Origin of the sequence: Virgibacillus sp. SK37 (assembly GCF_000725285.1) — a bacterium.
In the GTDB taxonomy this organism is placed as follows: Bacteria; Bacillota; Bacilli; order Bacillales; family Amphibacillaceae; genus Virgibacillus_Q.
The window spans coordinates 1,401,868-1,423,922 of sequence record NZ_CP007161.1; the positions used below are offsets into that span (position 1 = coordinate 1,401,868).

At 37.0% G+C, this 22,055-nt stretch carries 23 protein-coding genes and 1 pseudogene; 14 read left to right on the top strand and 10 right to left on the bottom strand.

Annotated features, from left to right (window positions below; all coding sequences use genetic code 11):
- The first annotated feature begins 19 nt into the window (after positions 1-19).
- Positions 20-1,606 carry a BCCT family transporter gene (locus X953_RS07260; RefSeq protein ID WP_040954981.1) on the top strand — a complete coding sequence of 529 codons (1,587 nt, stop codon included), beginning with the start codon at positions 20-22 and terminating at the stop codon, positions 1,604-1,606.
- Between the two features lie 335 nt (positions 1,607-1,941).
- Here the strand turns inward: X953_RS07260 and X953_RS07265 are convergent, their stop codons facing one another.
- Positions 1,942-2,826 carry a TetR/AcrR family transcriptional regulator gene (locus X953_RS07265; protein WP_040954982.1) on the bottom strand — a complete coding sequence of 295 codons (885 nt, stop codon included), beginning with the start codon at positions 2,824-2,826 and terminating at the stop codon, positions 1,942-1,944.
- 179 nt (positions 2,827-3,005) lie between these two features.
- Here X953_RS07265 and X953_RS07270 point away from each other — a divergent pair, with 179 nt between their 5' ends.
- The 7 genes from X953_RS07270 to X953_RS07300 all read left to right on the top strand — a co-directional run bounded on the left by X953_RS07270 (position 3,006) and on the right by X953_RS07300 (position 10,911).
- A complete protein-coding gene (locus X953_RS07270) occupies positions 3,006-4,514 on the top strand; it encodes a DHA2 family efflux MFS transporter permease subunit (RefSeq protein ID WP_052350079.1) in 1,509 nt (502 codons plus the stop codon).
- A 178-nt stretch (positions 4,515-4,692) separates the two neighbouring features.
- A complete protein-coding gene (locus X953_RS07275) occupies positions 4,693-5,457 on the top strand; it encodes a cytochrome c oxidase assembly protein (protein WP_040954983.1) in 765 nt (254 codons plus the stop codon).
- Between the two features lie 93 nt (positions 5,458-5,550).
- Positions 5,551-5,781 (top strand): cation transporter, encoded by a 231-nt coding sequence (locus X953_RS07280; protein WP_019377311.1) that lies wholly within the window; start codon positions 5,551-5,553, stop codon positions 5,779-5,781.
- A 184-nt stretch (positions 5,782-5,965) separates the two neighbouring features.
- Complete coding sequence (locus X953_RS07285; protein WP_040954984.1) at positions 5,966-7,795, top strand: MotA/TolQ/ExbB proton channel family protein; 1,830 nt, start codon at positions 5,966-5,968, stop codon at positions 7,793-7,795.
- Entirely contained in the window at positions 7,785-8,477 is a 693-nt protein-coding gene (locus X953_RS07290) for an OmpA family protein (RefSeq protein ID WP_040954985.1), read from the top strand. The genes X953_RS07285 and X953_RS07290 overlap by 11 nt, the downstream gene beginning before the upstream one ends.
- Positions 8,478-8,696: 219 nt before the next feature.
- Entirely contained in the window at positions 8,697-9,701 is a 1,005-nt protein-coding gene (locus X953_RS07295; protein ID WP_040954986.1) for a M23 family metallopeptidase, read from the top strand.
- A gap of 370 nt (positions 9,702-10,071) precedes the next feature.
- Complete coding sequence (locus tag X953_RS07300; RefSeq protein ID WP_040954987.1) at positions 10,072-10,911, top strand: deoxyribonuclease IV; 840 nt, start codon at positions 10,072-10,074, stop codon at positions 10,909-10,911.
- A gap of 236 nt (positions 10,912-11,147) precedes the next feature.
- On the opposite strand, the gene X953_RS07305 is transcribed toward X953_RS07300, so the two are convergent.
- The 3 genes and pseudogenes from X953_RS07305 to X953_RS07315 form a co-directional block, all read right to left on the bottom strand.
- Complete coding sequence (locus X953_RS07305) at positions 11,148-11,678, bottom strand: chromate transporter (RefSeq protein WP_040954988.1); 531 nt, start codon at positions 11,676-11,678, stop codon at positions 11,148-11,150.
- Positions 11,675-12,244: a chromate transporter gene (locus tag X953_RS07310; RefSeq protein ID WP_255351060.1), complete on the bottom strand. Its 570-nt coding sequence runs from the start codon at positions 12,242-12,244 to the stop codon at positions 11,675-11,677. The genes X953_RS07305 and X953_RS07310 overlap by 4 nt, the downstream gene beginning before the upstream one ends.
- A 304-nt stretch (positions 12,245-12,548) precedes the next feature.
- Positions 12,549-12,876 (bottom strand): annotated as a pseudogene (locus X953_RS07315) (four-helix bundle copper-binding protein).
- Positions 12,877-13,180: 304 nt separating this feature from the next.
- Here X953_RS07315 and X953_RS07320 point away from each other — a divergent pair.
- The 5 genes from X953_RS07320 to X953_RS07330 all read left to right on the top strand — a co-directional run bounded on the left by X953_RS07320 (position 13,181) and on the right by X953_RS07330 (position 16,742).
- Positions 13,181-13,774: a TetR/AcrR family transcriptional regulator gene (locus X953_RS07320; protein ID WP_052350080.1), complete on the top strand. Its 594-nt coding sequence runs from the start codon at positions 13,181-13,183 to the stop codon at positions 13,772-13,774.
- 5 nt (positions 13,775-13,779) lie between these two features.
- Entirely contained in the window at positions 13,780-15,018 is a 1,239-nt protein-coding gene (locus X953_RS07325) for an MFS transporter (protein WP_040954989.1), read from the top strand.
- 316 nt (positions 15,019-15,334) lie between these two features.
- Entirely contained in the window at positions 15,335-15,505 is a 171-nt protein-coding gene (locus X953_RS19795; protein WP_156958466.1) for a hypothetical protein, read from the top strand.
- 180 nt (positions 15,506-15,685) lie between these two features.
- Positions 15,686-15,763 (top strand): putative holin-like toxin, encoded by a 78-nt coding sequence (locus tag X953_RS20535; protein ID WP_369792740.1) that lies wholly within the window; start codon positions 15,686-15,688, stop codon positions 15,761-15,763.
- 256 nt (positions 15,764-16,019) lie between these two features.
- Positions 16,020-16,742, top strand: coding sequence for a hypothetical protein (locus X953_RS07330; RefSeq protein WP_040954990.1), 723 nt, complete (start codon positions 16,020-16,022; stop codon positions 16,740-16,742).
- 195 nt (positions 16,743-16,937) lie between these two features.
- Here the strand turns inward: X953_RS07330 and X953_RS07335 are convergent, their stop codons facing one another.
- From X953_RS07335 to X953_RS07355, 5 genes are read right to left on the bottom strand one after another with little or no spacing between them, the layout of a single operon-like run.
- Positions 16,938-17,273, bottom strand: coding sequence for an antibiotic biosynthesis monooxygenase (locus X953_RS07335; RefSeq protein WP_084715643.1), 336 nt, complete (start codon positions 17,271-17,273; stop codon positions 16,938-16,940).
- Entirely contained in the window at positions 17,270-17,680 is a 411-nt protein-coding gene (locus tag X953_RS07340; protein ID WP_040954991.1) for a hypothetical protein, read from the bottom strand. Before X953_RS07340 ends, X953_RS07335 begins: the two co-directional genes overlap by 4 nt.
- The gene (locus tag X953_RS07345; RefSeq protein ID WP_040954992.1) at positions 17,677-18,462 is read right to left on the bottom strand and encodes an ABC transporter ATP-binding protein; all 786 of its coding nucleotides are present in this window, start codon (positions 18,460-18,462) and stop codon (positions 17,677-17,679) included. Before X953_RS07345 ends, X953_RS07340 begins: the two co-directional genes overlap by 4 nt.
- Entirely contained in the window at positions 18,449-19,489 is a 1,041-nt protein-coding gene (locus X953_RS07350) for an iron ABC transporter permease (protein ID WP_040954993.1), read from the bottom strand. Before X953_RS07350 ends, X953_RS07345 begins: the two co-directional genes overlap by 14 nt.
- Before the next feature lie 2 nt (positions 19,490-19,491).
- Positions 19,492-20,460 carry an ABC transporter substrate-binding protein gene (locus tag X953_RS07355; RefSeq protein WP_040954994.1) on the bottom strand — a complete coding sequence of 323 codons (969 nt, stop codon included), beginning with the start codon at positions 20,458-20,460 and terminating at the stop codon, positions 19,492-19,494.
- Positions 20,461-20,682: 222 nt separating this feature from the next.
- On the opposite strand from X953_RS07355, the gene X953_RS07360 reads away from it, so the two are divergent.
- Entirely contained in the window at positions 20,683-21,441 is a 759-nt protein-coding gene (locus X953_RS07360) for an AAA family ATPase (protein WP_040954995.1), read from the top strand.
- Positions 21,442-21,590: 149 nt separating this feature from the next.
- Here the strand turns inward: X953_RS07360 and X953_RS07365 are convergent, their stop codons facing one another.
- Entirely contained in the window at positions 21,591-22,004 is a 414-nt protein-coding gene (locus X953_RS07365) for a heme-binding protein (protein WP_040954996.1), read from the bottom strand.
- Positions 22,005-22,055: the final 51 nt, after the last annotated feature.

Genomic DNA, 22,055 nt, shown 5'->3' on the forward strand with positions numbered 1-22,055 from the left:
GTTTAGGAGGTCAATTAGTATGAGTAAGAGTAAACAGGGAGGTTTCAGCAAGAGACTGATAGATTATCGAATTTTCCTTCCTTCGTTACTTATTATCATTGGAATTTGTATCCCATTTGCAATGAACGAAAAAGAATCATTAGAAGTAATGAATGGAATTTTTGATTCAATTGTAGATAATTTTAAATGGGGATATATTTGGTATACGATCGTACTTGTAGTCGCGGGACTGTATTTATCCTTTTCCAAATACGGAAATGTAGTACTAGGGGATCCAATGGAAAAACCTAGATTTACGATGTTTGAATATGCCTCTATCTTAATCGCCATGGGGCTTGGCTCTACTATTATGCGTACAGCATTGGTCCAATGGGCAGCTGTAGCCAATGATCCACCGTTTGGGGTGGACCCGGGTTCCACACAAGCCTTAATGTGGGGGAACACATATGGTATGTTTATGTGGAGTTTTCAAGTATTCGCTATCTTCGTCATGGCAGCCCCGGCAATGGCATATGTTTTACATGTGCGTAAGCGACCGTTTATGCGGATTTCTGAAGCATGCCGAGTAATTTTTGGAGACAAATTCACAGATGGAATAGGTGGCAAAATTTTAGATGTTATTTTTCTAGTTAGTATTCTTTCAGGTGCCGCTGTTACACTTGGTTTGGGGACACCAATTATTACGTATAATGTTGCTGAGTTATTTAACATAGAAGTTAACTTTATTCTTACGTTAATTGTAACTTTAATTTGGGTATTTTTATTTTCTATTAGTGCATATTTAGGGATAGAACGAGGGATCAAAAAATTAAGTACAGCCAATATGTATTTAGCTGGGGCCTTTGCTTTATTTGTTGTTCTTATCGGTCCAGGGGTATTTATTCTTGATTACTTTACAGATACGATTGGTTTTCTCGCATCAAATTATTTTGACCTGGCGTTATATACGAATTCACTGGATTTAAATGGCGGCACCCATATTGAAAGTCACTTAATTTTCTGGTTTGCTTATAGTGCAACTTGGGCCATGCTCCATAGTGTTTTCGCTGCAAAAATATCAAGAGGCAGAACAATCAAGGAAATGATTCTTACTTATTTGCTAGCACCAACCTTAATATCATGGGTAGCAACTGGTGTACTTGGTGGACTAGGAGTTCAGCGTTATTTAACAGGAGAAGTAGATGTATTAAATATTGTAAGTGATGATAAAATGGCTGCCATTCCAGCTATCCTATCTTCCTTACCGTTGCCTACTATTGTCATGGTAGTATTTATCATTATCGCAACGATCTTCCTAACTACAACGCTTGATTCTACTACCTATACAATTGCTTCCTATACCGGTACAGAAAATATGAGTAAAGCAGAGCCATCCAAAACATTAAGGATTATTGTCGCAGCAGTCATTACTGTTCTGGCTTTATTACTTATGCGAATTGGAGGACTGGCACCACTGGAAGTATTGTCCGGAATTATGGGAATACCAATTATTGCTATTCAGTTCTTAACGATCTATGCAGCTAAGAAGATGATGGATCAGGATAAAGCATGGTTAAACAATGTAAGGGAAAAAGACAAACCAGATAACAAAAGGAAGAAAGCGTAGCCCTGATGAGGCTACGCTTTTTTGTATGTTTGGATTTTAAGTGATTCAACCTAAGAAATAACGAATGTTTACAACAAATTACATCATAGAGATATTAATTTTGTTTATATTAAGGTTTAGAAACAGGATATTGTAAGCAAACTTTATCTTTTACCAAAATATCCCCACCTGTTGCCGATTAATCTAACCTCTGGCGGATAAAATTCTTCTGCTGCCGATTAATCAATTCTCCGGCGGATTAACTTCATCCATTTCTAATTAACACTCCAGTTAAAATTCGCTTTTCCCACATATAAAAGTTCGTCGCCCAGCATTCGCAATAGCACCTTTTTTGACTAATCATTTTTCCCGGCAATACTCCATATTCTTGACGCAAGCTCTCTTGCCTCTGCTTCGTCTGAGGTGCCACTAAAGGCGGCCGTAAATGAACGGGTTATTGTTTCAATCAAATACGTCCTTGGCTGATCATTTTTTAACTCTTCTATAAGAAATTGTGCGTACTCATGTCCACTCTGATTCCTTTCAGCAGGAAGCTTTGCACAAAAACCTTCCAGTTGGGAAGTAACATCCTCTTTTGAATATTCTTTCCTTTGGAGATTGTTTTTTAAAAGGATATAGACTTCATCATTCAGGAATTTATCTTTTGTTTGTATCATGTCCGGAATGATTGAATCAAGCCTGCGAATGACGAATTGCACAAGTGCTTGGAGATTACCGATATCTTTTGCGGTTGCTGTCCAAACATGAATAACATGCTGCATCATTCCAAGCATTAAAGCAGCTAAATCCATCGTATAGGGAGCAGTTTCTTTTCCGTACACATCTACAAGTCTTTCCGTAAGCCAGAACAGTTCATCTAAGTGGCTTTTTTTTACATATTCCCGAAGCTCTTGGTCGCCAGAATGAAATATTTCTTCAAAAAGCAAAAACAGGTTCTGCTCCCTGTTCATTTGCATACGAATAGCAACTTGCTTTGCAAGCACTTCTTTGTCGGAGATATCTTTTCCAATCAGAAACTCTCTACGTTTCACAAATGTCTCCTCGTTAACGTACTCCATGATTGCCATTAGGCAGGCATTTTTAGAAGGAAAATAATTATAAAATGTACCTTTGGAAATATTGGAAGTAGCAAGGATATCCTGAACGGAAGTATTACTAAAGCCTTTTTCAATAAAAAGACGTTGTGCTGTAAATATTACTTGACGTTTGCGATCATTCATTTAATCACCTTTTGTACTTTAAGTATACTTCTATAATACATCACAAACCTTGTATTATCAATGTTTGAAAAAAATATATAAATAATCCTTGATATTTTTATACAACAGGTATAGAATATTAAAGTATTGAACAGAGAGTATATATTTTATACGAAGCGTATGAAATGGAGGAAGTAAAAATGGAAGCTGATATAAAGAAAATGCATCAAAATCCACCATATGGCATGATTATTATTATGTTTATAGGTGCGTTTGTTGCATTACTAAATAACACATTATTAAATGTAGCAATACCGACGATTATGGAAGAATTTGAGGTATCGCCATCCACCGTTCAATGGATTACTACTGGTTATATGTTAGTAAATGGTATTTTAATTCCAGCGAGTGCCTTTTTTATTCAGAGATTTACTAACAGAAGGCTATTCCTAACTGCTATGACATTATTTTCTTTAGGAACAGCATTAGCCATGCTCTCACCGACATTCGGTGTACTTGTATTTGCTAGAATGGTGCAAGCTTCTGGTTCTGCTATCATGATGCCACTTTTAATGAATGTCATGCTTACTGCGTTTCCAATTGAGAAGCGAGGAACAGCAATGGGATTCTTTGGTTTAGCAATGATTACGGCCCCTGCAATTGGACCAACATTGTCAGGCTATGTTGTGGAACACCATGATTGGCGTGTTCTTTTTGGTATTGTGTTGCCTTTCGCGTTATTTACACTAATCTATGCATTTATTAAACTTAGAAATATAACTCCAAACAGAGAAGTAAGATTAAATGTACCTTCCTTGATATTATCTAGTATCGGATTTGGTGGAATCCTATACGGTTTCAGCACGGCTGGAGATAAAGGATGGGATGCAGTGGAAGTGTACGGAACAATCCTAATTGGTGCTGTCGCTTTAACAGCATTTGTTATAAGGCAACTCCGTGTAGAAGAACCAATGCTTGAGTTTCGGATATATAGACACCCGATGTTTGCATTAGCATCCGTTATTTCTGTTGTCTTATCCATGGCCATGTTTTCTGGAATGATTCTAACACCACTGTATGTACAGACAATTCGAGGTATCTCTCCTTTTGAATCTGGTCTTCTCATGTTGCCAGGTGCAATTGTAATGGGAATTATGTCACCAATTACTGGTCGTTTATTTGATAAATTTGGTGCCAGGATTCTAGCAATCATTGGATTAACAATTACAGTCATCACCACATACCAACTTAGCAAGATCACTTTTGATACTGGATATTACACATTGATGGCTATTTACACAGTACGTATGCTAGGAATCTCCATGGTAATGATGCCTGTCATGACAAACGGTCTGAATCAATTGCCTATGCAGGAAAATCCGCATGGAACAGCGATGAATAGTACGTTGCAACAAATTTCCGGAGCAATTGGCTCTGCGCTGCTTTTAACTGTTATGGATAAACGTACGGAATCAGCAGGGGAGGAATTGTATAAAGAGGCAATGGGAACTGGAAATGTTCCACAATCTCCTGAAGCTTTAGCCCAATTTAAAATGGAGTTAGGTAGCCGGGCGATGTTGGATGGAATTCAATTTACATTCTTTATCTCCACCTTGATTGCGATTGTTGCCTTGATTCTGGCACTTTTCATTAAACGGGTCACACCGCCAAAATCAACGGAAGTTTTTGTTGAAAAAGTAGAAGAATAAAATAAAAGTGCAAATATAGAAGCAAATGGTCCTGAAGTAGTGAAATGGATCATTTGCTTTTTTTGCAATAGGAGCTAAAAACTACATGACTGGTAACGGAGGAAATTATTATTCCAAATGGTTCTATCGGCAAAATTAGTTTCATAAATTATAAGATAATAGCGGTAATAAAAAGGGGATGATCCGAGTAGATTGGAGACTACTTATACAGGGGCAGCTTACTTGGAATTGGCCGTTCCTTTTTATTTTAGTGTTTATTACAGGTGGGTATGTTTACTATCTTTCCCGTTATACGAATTTGAAACCATTTCAAAAACAGCCGCTTTTCTTTTATAGTGCCATGTTATTATTATTTATATTAATTGGCAGTCCCTTTACTGATTATATTAAACTATCCTTCAGTATGCACATGCTCCAAATGAGTGGCTTATTTTTTGTTTTTCCACCATTTTTACTATTTAGCATACCTACAATGGTTCTTTCCAACATGCAAAAGCCCAAATCGTCTTTTACAATAGGAAGGAGCGCGCTTTATTTATTTGGAATTTTGTTCTTCTTATATCACGTACCTCTACTATTGACATTTCTATTGCAATTTCCTCTCTTTCACAAAATTTATTTAATCATCTTGTTCCTTCTTGCTATTTTAATGTGGATGCCCTTCTTTAATAACCAGCTTTCCTCTAATCAAAAGAAAAAATATGCCTTCATGAGTGGAATAATGCTTATGCCAGCATGTATGTTGTTTATAATGAGTGCCTTTTTTCAAGGGGGAAGTGGCCCTCTTGCTACTCAATTAACAGCACATTTATGTATCCCGGATGCAGATCTATTGCAATTACTTCCTGCCTTTTCCTTTTCAGCTTCTGATCAACTTGCAGCAGGTTTTTCGATGCTTGCCGTTCATAAATTGGCTATTATGGCTGTAAAACAAAGGAAATAGACAACGTAGCTAGTAAGTTTCTACCTATTTGTTCTAGAGCATTTTAAGGAAGCATAAACTGTATTATTAATTGTAAAAAGGTGGTGGGGCATCATGAATGAAACAGTTTATTTGGACATAAAGGGAATGCATTGTGTGAATTGCCCAATTAAGGTGGAAAAATCAGTATCTAAGATGAATGGCATTATTGAAATCGATGTTAATTGGAAGAGTGAGCAGGGTTGCGTCACCTATGACAGAAATCTGGTTTCTATTTCCGAAATTACCGAACGTATTGGAAAAATGGGCTTTACCGCACAAGAAGTAAATACAATTAAGCGATAATGAATTTGAAAAGCGGCCAGTACCAGCTACTGTTCGCTTTTTATTTCTCTTGTTACCGAAACACAATTAGGGCCACCTTCCAATTTTTCCTCATGAATTGTCCGAGCCTTGAATAGGTATATACAAAGAATGTCAAAACTGTCATTCTCATAAACAGGCATCAAGACAGTAGGAGGAGAACCATATGGTAGAAGCAATCCTTAAACTATTTACCAGTGAGCAAAAGGCAACAGCTATGTTGGCAAATCCCATGATTGAACTCATTTTTATGGTCTTGTTTGTGACCTTTATTATTGCATTGATTATTCATGTCACCATATATCAACGGTTGAAAAATCTCCGTAATCATATCAAAACGACAAATCGACTTGATGTGGAACCACTTCATACGATTCAAGATCAATTCCAGAAAAAACAAGAGGAGGAATCAGTTAAGGTAGAGACATTTATCCAAGAAAAGTTTTCTGACTGGCGGATGTATCATATACCAGTAATTAGCCTCATTAAAATAATCCAAATGACTGTTTCCATTTTTATTTTAATTGGTGTACTTGGTACGTTTATTGGTCTCACTTTTTCACTTGGAAGTATTGATGGAACAGGAGATCAGCTAGTGGAAAATGTGGCAGGGGTTCTCGCCGGCATTGAAGTTGCTTTTTATACAAGTATCGTCGGAATGGGTTTATCTCTGATTATGACAGTTCTTGTTAAGGTTCTTAACACGGAATATATGCTCACAGATATCATGTTGAAAACAGAATCGATTCTGGAAGGAGAGGAACAATACGGACTTCATCGTCTTATCGATGTGTCTGAGAACATTAACCAGTCCATTATTCATCTGCAAAAAACCAATCAACAATCACTTCAGAACATGGAAACAGCCTTCTCTGGTTTTCAGGAATATACGACAGGCTTGCAACAATCTGCAAAAGATCTGGCTTCATTTAACGAAGGGCTCTCTCAAAACCTGGATGAATTTAACCAGCTTTTCCATTCAATGAAAGAAGTAACCAATGGATTTGGTGAGGGTACTGCTAAACTGAATAAAAATTTTGATTCGCTTTTTTCTCATTTTAAAAAGATGGATGGACGCAATGAGCGGATGGCAGTTGCCTTTGAACAAACATACGAAAAAGTAAAGCAAGTTGCTGAAACGCAGATGGAAACACTCACTCAGTTTGATGCCTCTGTCGTAGATTTAAAAGATTTTACAGCATCCGTGTTGCAGGGGCAGGAAACTGTAAAACACACATTCGAAAAGATTCATCAGCACAGCAATGATTTAGTTAAAAAGATGGAAGCTCATAACAAAGAATTCAAGCAAGTGTTTGGTTCTGATTTAACTTCGAAGCTTGGAGGAATTATGTCATATTTGAGTGAGTTATCACGTGAATTTGATCAGCTTGGCGACTCTATAACGAAGCTTCCACATGCTCTTGAGGTAATTGAACGAACTCAAAATGAGCATCGCCATCTACTTTCTGATCGATTTGAGGAGTTAAAGGAATTTAACCGTGTATTTAGTAACCATCTTCATGCACATACGAAGGAATCTTCAGCATTTGAAAAGCAGCTTCAACAGGCAACAAGTTCCTATGAGCAAGTAGGAATTAAAAACAACCAGCTTATTCAGGAAATAAAATCGACCATTTCTCAAATGAATCAAGGTTTTCAACAGCGTGAGAATCAGCTGGAATCCAGTGTAAGTATTTTAAAAGACACACTTGCAAACTATGTCGCAAATCTGGAAGGATCACTTGGGGATAGACTGGATCAGGTGGCCAGAGGGTTTGGTGAATACATGCGAGGTACAAATGATGTGATAAAAAGAGAGATGAAGGAATGGCAACGCATGTCTGAAGATACACAGCAGAATAATATGCGAGCATTTCAACGGATGATGGAAGAACTCGGAAGAGAAATTCATACATTAAATCAGCAGTTGAACACGTTCGATCAGCAGGCTAGAAGACAGATTAATAGTATAGGAATGAGCCGTAATGAATACTAAATATCAACGGTTATTCAAACAAGAACAGAATGAAGGCCATTTTTGGCCATCATTCACTGATTTGCTTACAACCATTCTGCTTTGTTTTATGCTTATATTTATTTGTATGATGATTATAAAATCGTTACAGATCGAAGAAATGAAGCGGACAATTGATCAGATTATGGGGGTTCGAGCAAAGTTAGTCAATGAAATGAAGGCTGAGTTTAGTGATTCTTCTCTCGGTGTAGAAGTAGATGACAAAACAGGTGCGATCATTTTTAATACAGAAATATTATTTTCCTATAATGAAGCAGAATTAAAGCCGGCATCATTTGAATTTCTGGATGAATTTGTTCCTAAATACTTGGATATCCTTTTGAAAAGCGGTTACGAAGAATATGTGGCAGAAATGATAATTGAAGGCCATACAGACAGGGATGGTAGCTATTTGTATAATTTGGAGCTTGCCCAAGAACGAGCATATAGTGTAGCAGAATACATTTTAAGTGACAGCTTTCCATATAAAAATATTCAGAAGCATCTAAAGGAGAAGTTAACAGTAAATAGTAAATCTTTTTCTGACTATCGTACAAATGAAAAAGGGGAGTATAGCCCGGAGAAATCCCGACGTGTAGAATTTAAATTTAGGTTAAAGGATGAAGAAATTTTAAATAAAACAAGAGAGATTTTAGGTAAATAAAGCCCTCTTTCAACTAGCTGTGCGATTGTCATATAAATAGGAAGGCTCTGAAGACCAGGAAGCACCTAGAACTACTTGCTCATATAAGAGAATAGTTATGATTTAAAAGAATCACTGAACCGTTTTTACCCAAAAACTATTAATCTATATCCTCTCATTCCTTTAGCTTCTATGTTACTATTGTAGATAATTTATAATCTGGACAGGGGTGCAAGCAATTTGAGATCGAGATTTATTTTTTGTTTATTTTCAAGCATCATTATTGGAGGAATATTAGGGTGTAGTCCACCAAAGGAAGAAACCTCCGAAATTAGAGCAGAAGAAGGAGAACCTAACACGCAAGCACAGGAAAAGCTTCAACCGAAACGTATTGCGGATGTATTTCTTGAAGGTGAGTATGAACAGATATATACGCATTTGAGTAAACCATTTCAAAATGAAATATCTTTAAAGCAATTTAAAAAAACAGGTAAGAGTTTTAATCAGGGTGTAGAAGCATATCATTTGCTATCGGAATTGCCCTTAACCGAGGACACGGTTCAGTATGTCTGGGCGGATAAGCAAGAAACAAAAGGTATGGTAGCTGTAGTTGATAAGGAACAAGTAATAACAGGCATGCGAATCCTGCCTTTGGAAACCTTCCAGGAAACGGATAACAGGTATACGAAGACCGTCTTTCAGCAGCCGTTCGATGGGGATTGGTTTGTTTTTTGGGGTGGAACAAACAAGCTGGTAAATTACCATTATGAACATAAAAACCAACGATATGCTTATGATCTTATCAAAATGATTGATAATCAATCTTATAAAGGTGATTCATCAAAAAATAACAGTTATTATGCCTTTGGGGAAGATGTTTTGGCACCAGCAGACGGGAATGTAGTCGACGTGGAAAATGCGATAGAGGATAATGAACCGGTTGGCAGCATGAATACCGCTGATCCGGCGGGGAACTATGTAGTCATCGATCATGGTAATGAGGAGTTCAGCTTTCTTGCTCATTTTAAAAAAGGATCTGTTAAAGTGAACCCGGGAGATCATGTGAAAGCGGGAGAATTACTTGGACAGGTTGGCAATTCAGGAAACTCAAGTGAACCACATATTCATTTCCATGTAGGAGATTTACCAGACTTAGAAAAGGGAAAATCCATTCGCATTCAATTTGAAGACGAAGAAGATTGGGTGCAGGGAGATACAGTTCATGGTGTAAAAGATACGAAATGAAACTCATTTGTCTAAAAAAGTAGGATACAAATTTTTTGAGGCTTGGACGAGCGTAGTTAGCTATCGTTCCGGCCTCTTTTATGTATATGTCACTATGCTACACTAGTTACACATCCTTTAGGGGAAATTGGGAGACAATAAGAGAGCAAATAGAGAAAAGCCAAGGTTTCCAAACTTATCTAAAAGACCAATATAACCATTGTATGAAGCTAGATTTAAGGATGTCACCAACAGTTAAACGCCTATAGCACCAGCACAATTTTTAATTTATTCATTGCAAAGTAGTACGATGCAAATTTTGTTATTAAGATAATTACTTTGATGAAAACATATTATGATCTTCAATAGTAATAGGGAAGTGAAAATTAGTATGAAATTTGGTTGCCATGTATCTATAAAAGATGGCTATACGGAAGCAGCAAAAATTGCCAAATCTTATGGTGCAGCAGCTTTTCAGTTTTTCCCGAAAAATCCCCGGAGCTTGTCTGTAAAGGATATTAATCTAGATGATGCCTCCATGTGCAGGGATTTTTGCCTGGAAAATTCCTTAGAATCCGTTGCACATACGCCATATCCTACTAGTCTAACACCACGTGACACAGAGAAACACAATAAAGTTATTACCTCCTTGCTGAACGATCTGGAAATTGCTGAGGCATGTGGTACAAAGGGGATAGTTGTTCATTTTGGTAAGCAGCTGAAAGCGAATGATCCACTCCCAAGCTACCATTTAATGATTGATATGCTAAATGAAGTGCTAAGCAGGTGGCAAGGAGATGCTAAAATATTACTTGAAAACAGTGCGGGCTTACCTGGAACAATGGGAACGACGATGGAAGAACTCGCTATGGTTCGTAAGTTAAGTGACTATCCTGATAAGATCGGATTTTGCCTGGATACCTGTCATGCTTTTGCCAGTGGATTATGGACAGGTAATAATTGGGAGGAAGTAGTTGATAAGGCAGAGGAACTTCAGTTTTTCGAGCAGCTTGAAGTTATTCATTTTAATAATTCCAAGTATGAAACGGGTCTCGGGAAAGATCGCCATGCCAATATACTTTCTGGTGGTTTTATTACGGAAAAGCAATTTGAGGAATTCATACAAACACCTCAGCTAAGAGAAATTCCATTTATTCTAGAGACTCCAAAAGATACGATCTCACATAAAGAAGAAATACAACAGTTACAGAAAAAGTGGGGACATTTATGAAAACTGTTTAGCAAAAGTGGAAGTAAGAAATCAGATCTATAGCGGGTGAGAAGCCAAACTCTAATTAGATTTGCAAGTTTTTATATGGGAAGGGGACACCGCATTTTCAATATCCCCATGGAACCAATAGAATGATTATTGGTGAATTGGATAACGAAATAACAGTGAGTAAATGAGATCGAACTATCTGACTTTTAGAAACCGATTTATGCAATATATATATCGAACCATTAAAATCAACTTAAAAATAAAGCGCCATAAATTAAAGCACCCAGCACCACATAAACTGGACTAACTACTCTGACTTCCAAGAAATAGTAGCCTGCACCAGTAAGAATGAGTGTGTGCAAAATACCTGTATCAATATATGAATCAGCAAGAAACTCAAGTGTCATGGATGCAAGTAATACAGCGATTGTTGGGCGAATGATTTTCGTCAGCTTTTTCACGCGAGGAGCATCCTTGTATTTCATTAAAATGCTTAACAGGACAATTAGTAATATAAGAGAAGGTGCTACAGATGCAAATAATCCTACAATTGCGCCTAATATTCCAGCCTGATCATAGCCAATATATGCCGCCATCTTTGTAGCAATTGGTCCTGGCAACCCGTTTCCTAACGCTACAATTTCACTGAATTCCTGGTTTGTCAGCCACCCATATTCATCGACAACTTCTCGTTGAAGCAAGGGAATCGTTGCTGGCCCACCACCGTAGCCCAGAATATTAGAGATGAAATTAGCATAAAATATTTTCCAGTAGATCATGACCTATCCTCCTGCTTCGATGTATCATTATCAATTCCTGGACCATTTAAAAAGAGAGCATAACCAATTAGTAGTACAATGACTATAGCTGGATGTATTCCTAGAACTTCTATAATTAATACACTAGCGACAACCAATACAATTGTTGGTTTCCAACCCATGAGAAATTGTGACTTCTTTATAAAATCCCATGCAAGTACACCGATCATAACTCCTGCAATAGGAAGCACACCCTTAGACATGCCATGGACCCATGGCTTATCCTTATAAGCATTCAATGTCGTTAATAAAATTATAATTAATATTGCTGTTGGCAGAACGGTTGCCATAATGCAGTTTACCATACCCCAAAAGCCCTTAAGCCGCCAGCCGATATAACCAGACATTTTTGTGTTAATCGGGCCAGGTAATGTGTTCGCAAGTGACAGGATATCAGCAAATTCATCCTCATTCATCCATTTGTATTTGCCTACGACCTCTTTATGCATGAGAGGAATAGCTGATAAACCACCACCATATCCAAGCATACCTGCACGGAAGAAAGCTATGAATAAATTCTTATGCACGTGAAAAAACAGCTCCTTTCTAGAGTTATTTAAAGACTAACTAATGAAAATACTCTATCTATTTTACCCTAACTTTCTATGTAATCAAATATTTACTTGGGAGCATGTGATTAACCGTTTTTAATAAAGTACGATGGTAATTTTGATCTACTTTTACTCCTTCTCGTATAGGGGAATATAGAGTTAGACAAAGAATTCCTTGTAAGTATGAAGAACCTGTAGCTGATGTGAAAGTTACTGTTTGTTTTGTTTACTAACGAAGAAAAGCCTGGGTAGCTTACCCAGACTTTATAATAGGAACCCGTTATGCAACCTTTTTACATTGATCGGCACATTTAAAGCAAGCTTCTGCACATGCCTGGCAATGATCGTGATTATGCTTTTTACATTCATTTCCACAAGCTTCACATATTTTTGCGCAAACAGATGCTAATTCAGATACAAAAGGAGTTCCTCTTGAAATTGCCTGTTCCAGGTAACCACAAATATCTGCACACTCTCTGTCCAGCCGAATACACTCTGCCATCATTTTAATGTCATCTTCCTGTAAACATGCATTATAACAATGATTGCAAGCTTCCATACATTCAATGTAAGACGTTTAATAATTGTTGATGCTGTTCGTGAGCCATTTTAACACCCTCCTGGATTATGTTTGTTTTTAAATTACCCACAATTCCTGGGATTAAACGGAAATTTATAAATTCCATAAAATCTGCATACTTTTTAATAAACATTCTTTTAACTAGAGTTACGATAAATAGAATAGTATATTTTTAATTTAAGGCTATTTGGGAAAATAAGTTATGATATTTTTTACTAAAATAAAGTCAATCAACTCTAATATTTTGACAGAAAATTATATATTGACAAATTATAGAAAGTTAACATATAATAATGATTGATTGATCAATCATTTATTTGGGAGTGAGATTAATGGCAAAACCGAAATCAAATCAAAAAGAAGAACAAATCTTTCAAGCGGCTTTAAAGCTTTTTTCTGAAAGCGGTTTTTCTAAAACAACTATTAAGGAAATTGCACAAGAAGCAGACGTAAGTTTTGGTACCGTTTTTACATATTTTGATACAAAAGAATCTTTATTCTACTCCTGTGTGGCTAGACCGTTAGAGGAAGTGAAGGAACGATTTTTACTACCTCGCGAATTTTTGGAAGAATTGACAATTGATTCCCTAACAAGAATGGTGGCAGAACACATCCACTATTTCTGGGAACAAGAAAGCTATATACGGCTAATTCAGTATGTTATTGGGCAACCACAACGCTTCTCAGAAATGAAGTTATTAGATGAATTTGCTGAAGAATTTATTCTATTTATTGAAGATGTAGTACTTACAGGAATGAAAAAAGGTTTCCTTCCAGAAAGTGATCCAACGGAAGTGGGATACGGATACTTGGCATTTCTAAACGGAGCCCGTTTAACCTATACAGATAAAGCAAATGTTAGGTTAACGAATGCTTTTGAAAAGCAAGCGCTTCGCTTATTTGGAATTAATAAACGGGAGGAATAAAGGGTATGAACAAGTTTCATCAACTCCACCGAACCATTAAAATACGCTTACTACTCCAGTTTGCGATAAATGTTACTACGATGACGATCTTGCCTTTTATTGCAATTTATTTTAGTAACCTGGTAGGCGCAGCGATCACAGGAGTTCTAGTCATTCTTGTATTACTTTCAGGTATTGCTGGGGGGTTATTCGGAGGGTATTGGTCTGATAAAATGGGCCGAAAAAAATTAATGGTTATTGCTGAGTGTGGTATTGGTTTCACTTTTCTTTTGATTGCCACGGTTAATTCTCCTTGGGCGGTTATGCCTTATATCAGTTTTCTTTTATTTATGGTAAATATGTTTTGCAATGGAATCTATGTACCAGTTTCCAGCTCAATGATTTACGATATTGTAGAAACGAAGGAACGCACTTTTGTTTTTACTGTTCTGTACTGGGCATCCAATTTAGCTACAGCAATTGGAAGTATAACGGGAGCATTTTTATTTGAGAGATATCATTTTTATTTATTTATTGTTGTTGGAATGATCTCAATCATTTCTGCAGTCATAACATATTTGTTCATAGCTGAAACATATTACCCAAAGAAAGTGAATACTTCATCTGTTTCCATATACGCTAATTATAAAGTTGTTTTTAAGGATAAGTTATATGTTATTTTTTTAATTGCAAGTTTATGTGTCTTCTCATTAGAAGCTCATTTAACCAATTACATTGCAATTTATTTGGAGAGTAACGTACTTACTCAACAATTATTCGGTCTTCTTTATGTGGATGGCATAAGAATGATTGGAATCCTGCAGGTCGAAAATACTTTACTGGTGGTATTTGCAGTGGGGATAGTTGCATGGCTGGCAAATAAGAAGTCTGATAATAGTAGATTACTAGGCGGAATGTTACTATATGTAATCAGTTATTCTTTATTAAGTTACACTACGATTCCTATGCTATTAATCATCTGTATGCTATTTGTTTCTATTGGTGAACTAATGTTTATACCGGTTCGACAAAGTGTCTTAGCTGAAATGACAAAAGAAACAAACCGAAGTTCCTATTTGGCACTAGATAGTTTCTCAGGGCAGGGGACTATGATCATCGGAGGAGCAGCTGTTACATTGGGAGCAGTTCTTCCTTCTTATATAATGAGTGTCCTTTTTTTTCTTATAGGAATTACAAGTGTGCTACTGATGAAGTTTGTTGTAAGTAAAAAAGAAGCTCTTGTTACAGGGAATCAAAAACTTTAGGTTAGTTATAACAATACAATTCATGTTTTTATGTAATTCAACACAAGATACGAATATATTGTTCTTGTATTAATGTTAATATTTTGAAATAATAAATGAAAGTCATTAGTTCAAATGGTGTATTAGGATGTGTAGGAAGCAATGGAATTCGTTATACAAACGCTTTTTATTTTCTTAATTATGATGGTTATTAGTTCCCTTTTAAATATATTTTTAAAAACAACAAAAAAAGTTGACTGGTTGATGTCACTATTAATCAGTTTCGTACTTTCGATCATTTTTGTTGTAGTGTTAAATTAAGAGGGAGGTTTTTAGGTTGGATATTATGCTTCTATTTGGAGTAGGTTTTGTTGGGATTCTGATTATAATTATCGGGATTGCTTCGCTCGTTTTGAGGAGAATTACAGGACCGAATAGAGACTTACAGATAAAAGTAAAGTATTTGGAGAATGAAGTGGAGAAACTGAAAAGGACAAAAGCGGATTAAGAGCTGTAAATAATGGCCACTGAGATGCTGTATTAGAATATTTTGAAAACATATAGAAAAAATTCAAGAAATGTATTGTAGACACTTTTTATCATCTGATTGTTTGGTATACTGGTAATAGTGTAATAAGGCTTGTCATGGGTGGTGGCTCAACTCCCTTCTGAAAGGGGGTGATGCCTCTTGACAGTATTTGAGACATTGGTTTTAATGATCTCGTTTGCAACGTTGATTGTTGCTTTATTGTCGGAAAAAAAATAACCACCCAAGCCTAGCAAGCAATTAGGGTGGTCATTTTATGCGCCTTTTTTGTGAGCTGCCCCCTTGAAGGGCTATTACACGGAGGCTTAATGGTGTATCAGCGCCATTAGGCCTTTTTTATTTTATGAACATTCTATTTATAGTATACCCTATTTTAGATTAAAATCAAACCTTGTATGGGCAGCGCGGTAATCTATAAATAAAACAATTTAACTTTATAAGTTCTAAAATCACTGCATCGTAAAGGAGAATACAAGTGAAGCATTATTTGTTGCTAGGATTACTGCTATGTTCTGCTTTTCTGTTAACCGGATTTGTACGTGTGGATTATTATGTAAATGTTGATGAGGATGAAAATGCAGATATAAAGCTTGTGGCAGAAACAGATGAATTTAATAAAGCGGAGGTAGAACAATACATTACGAATAATTTTCTCAACAGCTTAGAAAATGAGCCATATAAAAATTTGAGTTGGAAGGTCTATGAATTGAAAGATAAGACGAGGTTTGAAGCGAATACCAATTATGAAGGTATGTATAAAGAATTTGATCTACAGCATTTTGGGGAATTTTCTATTGGTGGTAATTCCAGTGGAAGTTATTTAAACCTACCATTTTATAGTAAAGGTAGTTTTGATGCTGTAATGTATATTAGAGAAAACGCGCCGGAAGGTTTTCTTGATCAGCATTTTTTAAATGAAAATGTAGATATGCAAGTTCATGTCCGTCTTCCTTTTCCGGTAAAATCTCATAATGGAAAATATAATGGAGAAGAAATTGTGTGGGAGATTAACCCATATGAAAAAAATGATTTGTCCTTTACTTATGTGAAAAATCAGCTTTATATACCGTTTTCATTTTTGCTTGCTATTATAATTACTGGATTAATCTTCATCAAAAAACGAAGGAAGAAGAAAAAGCAGTTGAGTGAAACACCTATTCATGCCGAAGAATTTAATTATGAAAAGGTAATTCATTAAGTTGAACTTAGATAGCAATATTCGTGTACTTTTAGGAAGGGAAATAATAACTCCTTGTGAAAACTGCAGAAGAAAATATGTGTTGGGAGATCCTAAACAAAAATATAAAAGTTGATGGGCAGTAATACCCCCACTTAAGGCCGAAAGGGGGAAACCGGATTAGTGGGGGTATTGCTGCCCATCATGGTTGTTAAGTCATCGCGCAGGATGATGCTGTACACATACCTTAAACATGGATAGCTCTGACCCTAGAATGGGATTATCCTCAGGTTCTTGTTGATCTTCCTTATTTGCTGCATGAGCTTTTTCTGATGCTCTGCTTTCTCGCCACGCATCGAAGTAGGATTGATCCTCCCACGTTGTGCAAATTTGCAGTTCATCATGCTCTTCTGTATTTTCCTTTTTGAGTACTTCCATTAATACAAAACCGTCAAAAGTATGTACGGACTTTGCAGTTTTAAATCTTGCAATCACTTCTTCTGTTCTGCCTTTTTTTATACGAAGCGTGTTTACTGCTTTCATCATTGTCATCTTATAGCCTCCTCAGTTAATAATGTTTGCAAGTAGTTTAACACTGGTTCTGCTGGTTTTCCACCCATCTCTGCATGACGAATAAGCGGGATGCCATGTGGGCCCTTAGAGTGAAGTGCACTAGGTTGCGTGTCAATGATTCCTTTAACAATAGATAGCTCACCAAGCATCGCGGCTGTGAAAATATCCATGCGTGCTCCTCGTTCTAAAAGCCATTCAGCGATATCTCTGTTTCCAGTATGAGCAGCTGCCCCAAGCCCACTTTCCCAATCATCCATATTCCAATTGATCACAGCATGGAGGAGGGCAGGTTCTTGTTCAATTAATCTCTTTACTTCTATAAAGTTACCGTGAGCGGCGATAATGTATTCTCTTATTAATTCTTGATCTAATGGTTGTTTATTCATACTGACACTCCTTTTTCTAGAGTTAATGGGGTAAAGAACGTGTTTCCATTTTCTTTATGAATGGCTGCATCTATTTGAAAAACGGATTGGAACATCTCACGACATAGGACGCATTGAGGAATTCCATCATAATGAACTGTTCCATTTTTCATTACAACCATTCGGTCACTATACCTGGCAGCTTGATTAATATCATGCAATACCATTAAAACTGTCATGCCAAACTGTTGATTTAGTTGTTGCACTAATTCCATAACATCAAGCTGGTGGGCGATATCCAGGAAGGTGGTTGGTTCGTCTAATAATAAAATTTTTGGCCGTTGGGCGATTGCCAGGGCAATCCAAGCACGTTGCCTTTCTCCTCCGGATAGCGAATGAAGCATTCGATATTTATAATCATTTAAATTAGTCACATCAATGGCCCACTGAATAATTTCCTCATCTTCCTTTGACAGTTTGCTATATGATTTTTGATGCGGATATCTCCCAAACTCAATTAATTCTCTTACAGTTAAATCAGATTGATGTTCTTGCATTTGTGGAAGCATGGCAAGCTTTTTTGCAATTTCTTTACTTTTCATGTTGTCAATCATGCGACCATCAAGAATAACCTCACCCGTCCCAGGTTTGATTAATCGAGAAATCAAACGTAATAAGGTGGACTTCCCTGAACCATTTGGTCCTACCAAGCTGACAATTTCTCCTTGCTTAATACTTAAGTTAACGTCCTTTAATTGAAACGAAGTGGAATGCTCGTAAGATACATCTTTAGTGAGAAGCAAATGAATCCCTCCTTCTTTGGATCATGTATAAGAAAAATGGACCACCTAAAAATGATAATAATATTCCTACTGGTATTTCAATTGGATTAAAAGCACTTCTGGCAACAGTATCTGCAAGGACAACGAGTAGACCGCCACCGAGTGCAGAAGCTGGAAGTAAGTATTTGTAATCCCCGCCAAGCATAATACGCAGGATATGCGGTACAACCAAGCCTACAAAACCAATTAAACCAGCAACACTTACTGCAATCCCAGCTAGCAGTGTACTTAACACGATGAGAAAAAATCTGCTTTTTTCTACATTATGTCCAAGTAATTTAGCCATTTCGTCTCCAAGTCGAAGAATCCGTATATGCTTAATCCCATAGATTTCTAGGATAAGTGCCGCAATTGCATAGTAAATAATCATTTCGAATTGGTTCCAACCAACACCTTGAATTCCTCCTGCTAACCAGGGAAGAACGGATTGAACGCGATCACTGTATAAAATCATTAGGGCACTCATGCACGCCCCTATCACAGCATTGATGGCGACACCAACAAGTATAATGCGAACCGGTGAGGTACCGCCTTTCCATGATAGGACATAGATGACAAGTGCGGTAAGCAGTGCTCCAAGAAAAGCTGCCAATGGAACGAGTGCTATATAGGCAGGATATACAATCATAATTACCGTTGCTGCCAATCCTGCACCGGAAGAAACGCCAATAATACCAGGGTCAGCAAGTGGATTTCGCATGACTCCTTGTAAGATAGCGCCGGAAGTGGCCAGACACATTCCTACAATTAACCCAACTAGCACACGTGGGAATCGTAAATCCCATATGATTCTTCGTGCAAGTGAATCCTCATTTTGAAAAATCCCACTCCATATACCTTGCAAATTAAACGATACTTGGCCAATCATCAAGCTCATCATCGATGCAACGATAATTAACACACTGAAAGTAATGATTACAATCGTTCGTTTTCTTGCAAGTGGATGATTATTCTTTTGAAGTAGAGTTGAATTTTTTGTTGCTTCCATCTTTAATTTGCCTCAGCTAAACTTTCCTGCATTGTTTGTAATGCTTCAGCAACCTTAACACCAGGGTTAGAGCCAAATAGGTGAGACGGCAATACAATTACTTGATCATTTTTCACTGCATCTAAATTTTTCCATGTTGCGTTTTTATTCATTTCTTCCTGGAAAGCTTTTTTAACTCCCTCCGGATCCCCGTGTGTAATCAGCATGATCTGCTGTGGGTTTCTTTCTACGATCTTCTCAGGACTGATACTGGCATACTGCGGATATTTTTCCTCTTTTGGAAAGTCAGCTGCAATATTTTCTCCACCTGCGATTTCAAGTAAATCACCGGATAAGGAGCTTGGTAGTGCGGCAAGATACGTACCTGGTGCACCATAGACCAATAATGTTTTAGTGGCGGGGGTACCATTATTTTTTGCTTTATTTATTTTGTCGGTAATCGTTTGGTTTATTTTTTTTGCCTCTTTTTCTTTATTTAGTAAAACTCCAAATGTATGTATTGTTTCTTGGATATCTTCAACAGAATTTGCTTTCGTGTAAACTGGTTTAATTCCTTGTTCTATAAGATTATCCTCGTATTGTTTAAAACTAAGTGGAACGACTAAGACTTCTGGGTTCACCTTTGCAATCATTTCAAAATTAGGCTGATGTGGATTTCCAATTTCCGTAATACCTTTTAATTCTTCGTCTACAGGACCGCTAGCAGCCGGACGACCGGTAATATTTGCACCTAATTCTTGCAGGATATTTAGTACACCTGAATCAAAAGTAGCGATGGATGCTGGTGCTTGGTCAAAGGTTAAGGTGTTTCCTGATGCATCTGTAATTTCAATTTGTTTGGTTTGTGCATCGCTTTTTTCGGTTGTTTGTTGTGTCTCCTCCTTTGCTGACGAACTATTGTTGTCCTGCCCGCAAGCGCTTAACGCAAACAGCAGGAATAGGGATAAGATCGGGATAAAAGCTTTATTCATTTTTTCTCCTCCTAGATAATAATGATAATCATTTTCAATTAACTGTATTGTAATTGAAAATGATTATCAATGTCAACAACTATTTATCAGCAAATATAGATTAACGTAAAAATATTCAATCTCTTTATTAGATATCTCAAATTGCAATTAGGCAGTCTGGGGCAACTATCACTTTAGAGCTTGGTAATGGTATAATAATTTTAAAAAAGGGGGAGTGGCGTAATGAAATTGGACCAAGCTTCTCAATATATACGACGTGTTTCTTTGAAAAAAGAACAAATTGTCTCCTATAACAAATTTCCACTTCATTTACCCGTGATCCGTTATTTTCAGGATCTTCAGCTTCATCCAAATGTAACATATATTATCGGAGAGAATGGGATGGGGAAATCTACATTGTTAGAAGGTATAGCTATTTCTTATGGATTTAATCCAGAAGGGGGTACGCTGAACTTCCAATTCTCCAGCTATGACTCTCATTCAAACTTGGACCGGTATCTTCGTTTGGCTAAAGGAGTTCATCGGGCAAAGGACCATTTTTTCTTCCGGGCAGAGACATTTTATAATGTTGCTACAAATATAGAAGAGATGGATCGTACTCCCTTAGGTGGGGGAAAAGTAATTGATGGATTTGGGGGTAAATCACTGCATGAACAGTCGCATGGAGAATCTTTCTTTGCAGCATTTATGGAGCGTTTTCGCGGCAATGGTTTATACATTTTAGATGAACCTGAAGCTGCTTTATCTCCATTAAGACAAATGTCTATGCTAGCAAGAATGCATGAGCTTGTGCAGCAAGGATCCCAATTCATAATATCGACACACTCGCCTATTCTTATGGCATATCCTAATTCAAAAATTATTCAGCTTACGCAAGAAGGAATGCAAGAGACGAGGTTGGAAGAAACAAGTCACTACACTATAATGAAACAATTCTTCGAGGACAAAGATAGGTTACTCTATCATCTTTTTGATGAATAAACTGGAGGGGCATATGGTAAGGACACTGGGATAAAGTAGTTGTTATATAGGAGATACTATAACTAGTAAAACCTCCTCAAAGGGAGGAGGTTTACTAGAAACAGATTTAGTAAGTTTTTATACATAAACAGATACTTGTGTTTTTGCTATTATTTTTCATTTTCAAAAGCTTTTAGTGCTGCTTCTGCTACTTGTACATCTTGCGGTACAGCTCCGCCGCTAACTCCGACTGCTCCGATGACCTTTCCTTCCTTTTCAAGTGGAAGACCACCACCAAATACGACTATTTTACCTTGATTTGTTGTATTTAACCCCCACAATTCAGAGTTGGGAACAGTAGCTTCTTCAAGATTGGATGTAGGCATTTTTAAAGCAACGGACGTCCAAGCCTTATTGTGCGCAATATCGACACTTGCCAACCATGCATCATCCATGCGGTGGGTTGCTACTAAATTTCCTCCATCGTCAACGATCGTAATTACCATCTGTACTCCGATATTCCTTGATTCAGCCTCTGCCGCGTCAATTAATTTTTTCGCCATTTCCAGATTTAATTTTTCCAATACTACACAACCTTTCTATAAATAAAGTTAAAAGTGTTCTATCAATTCGAT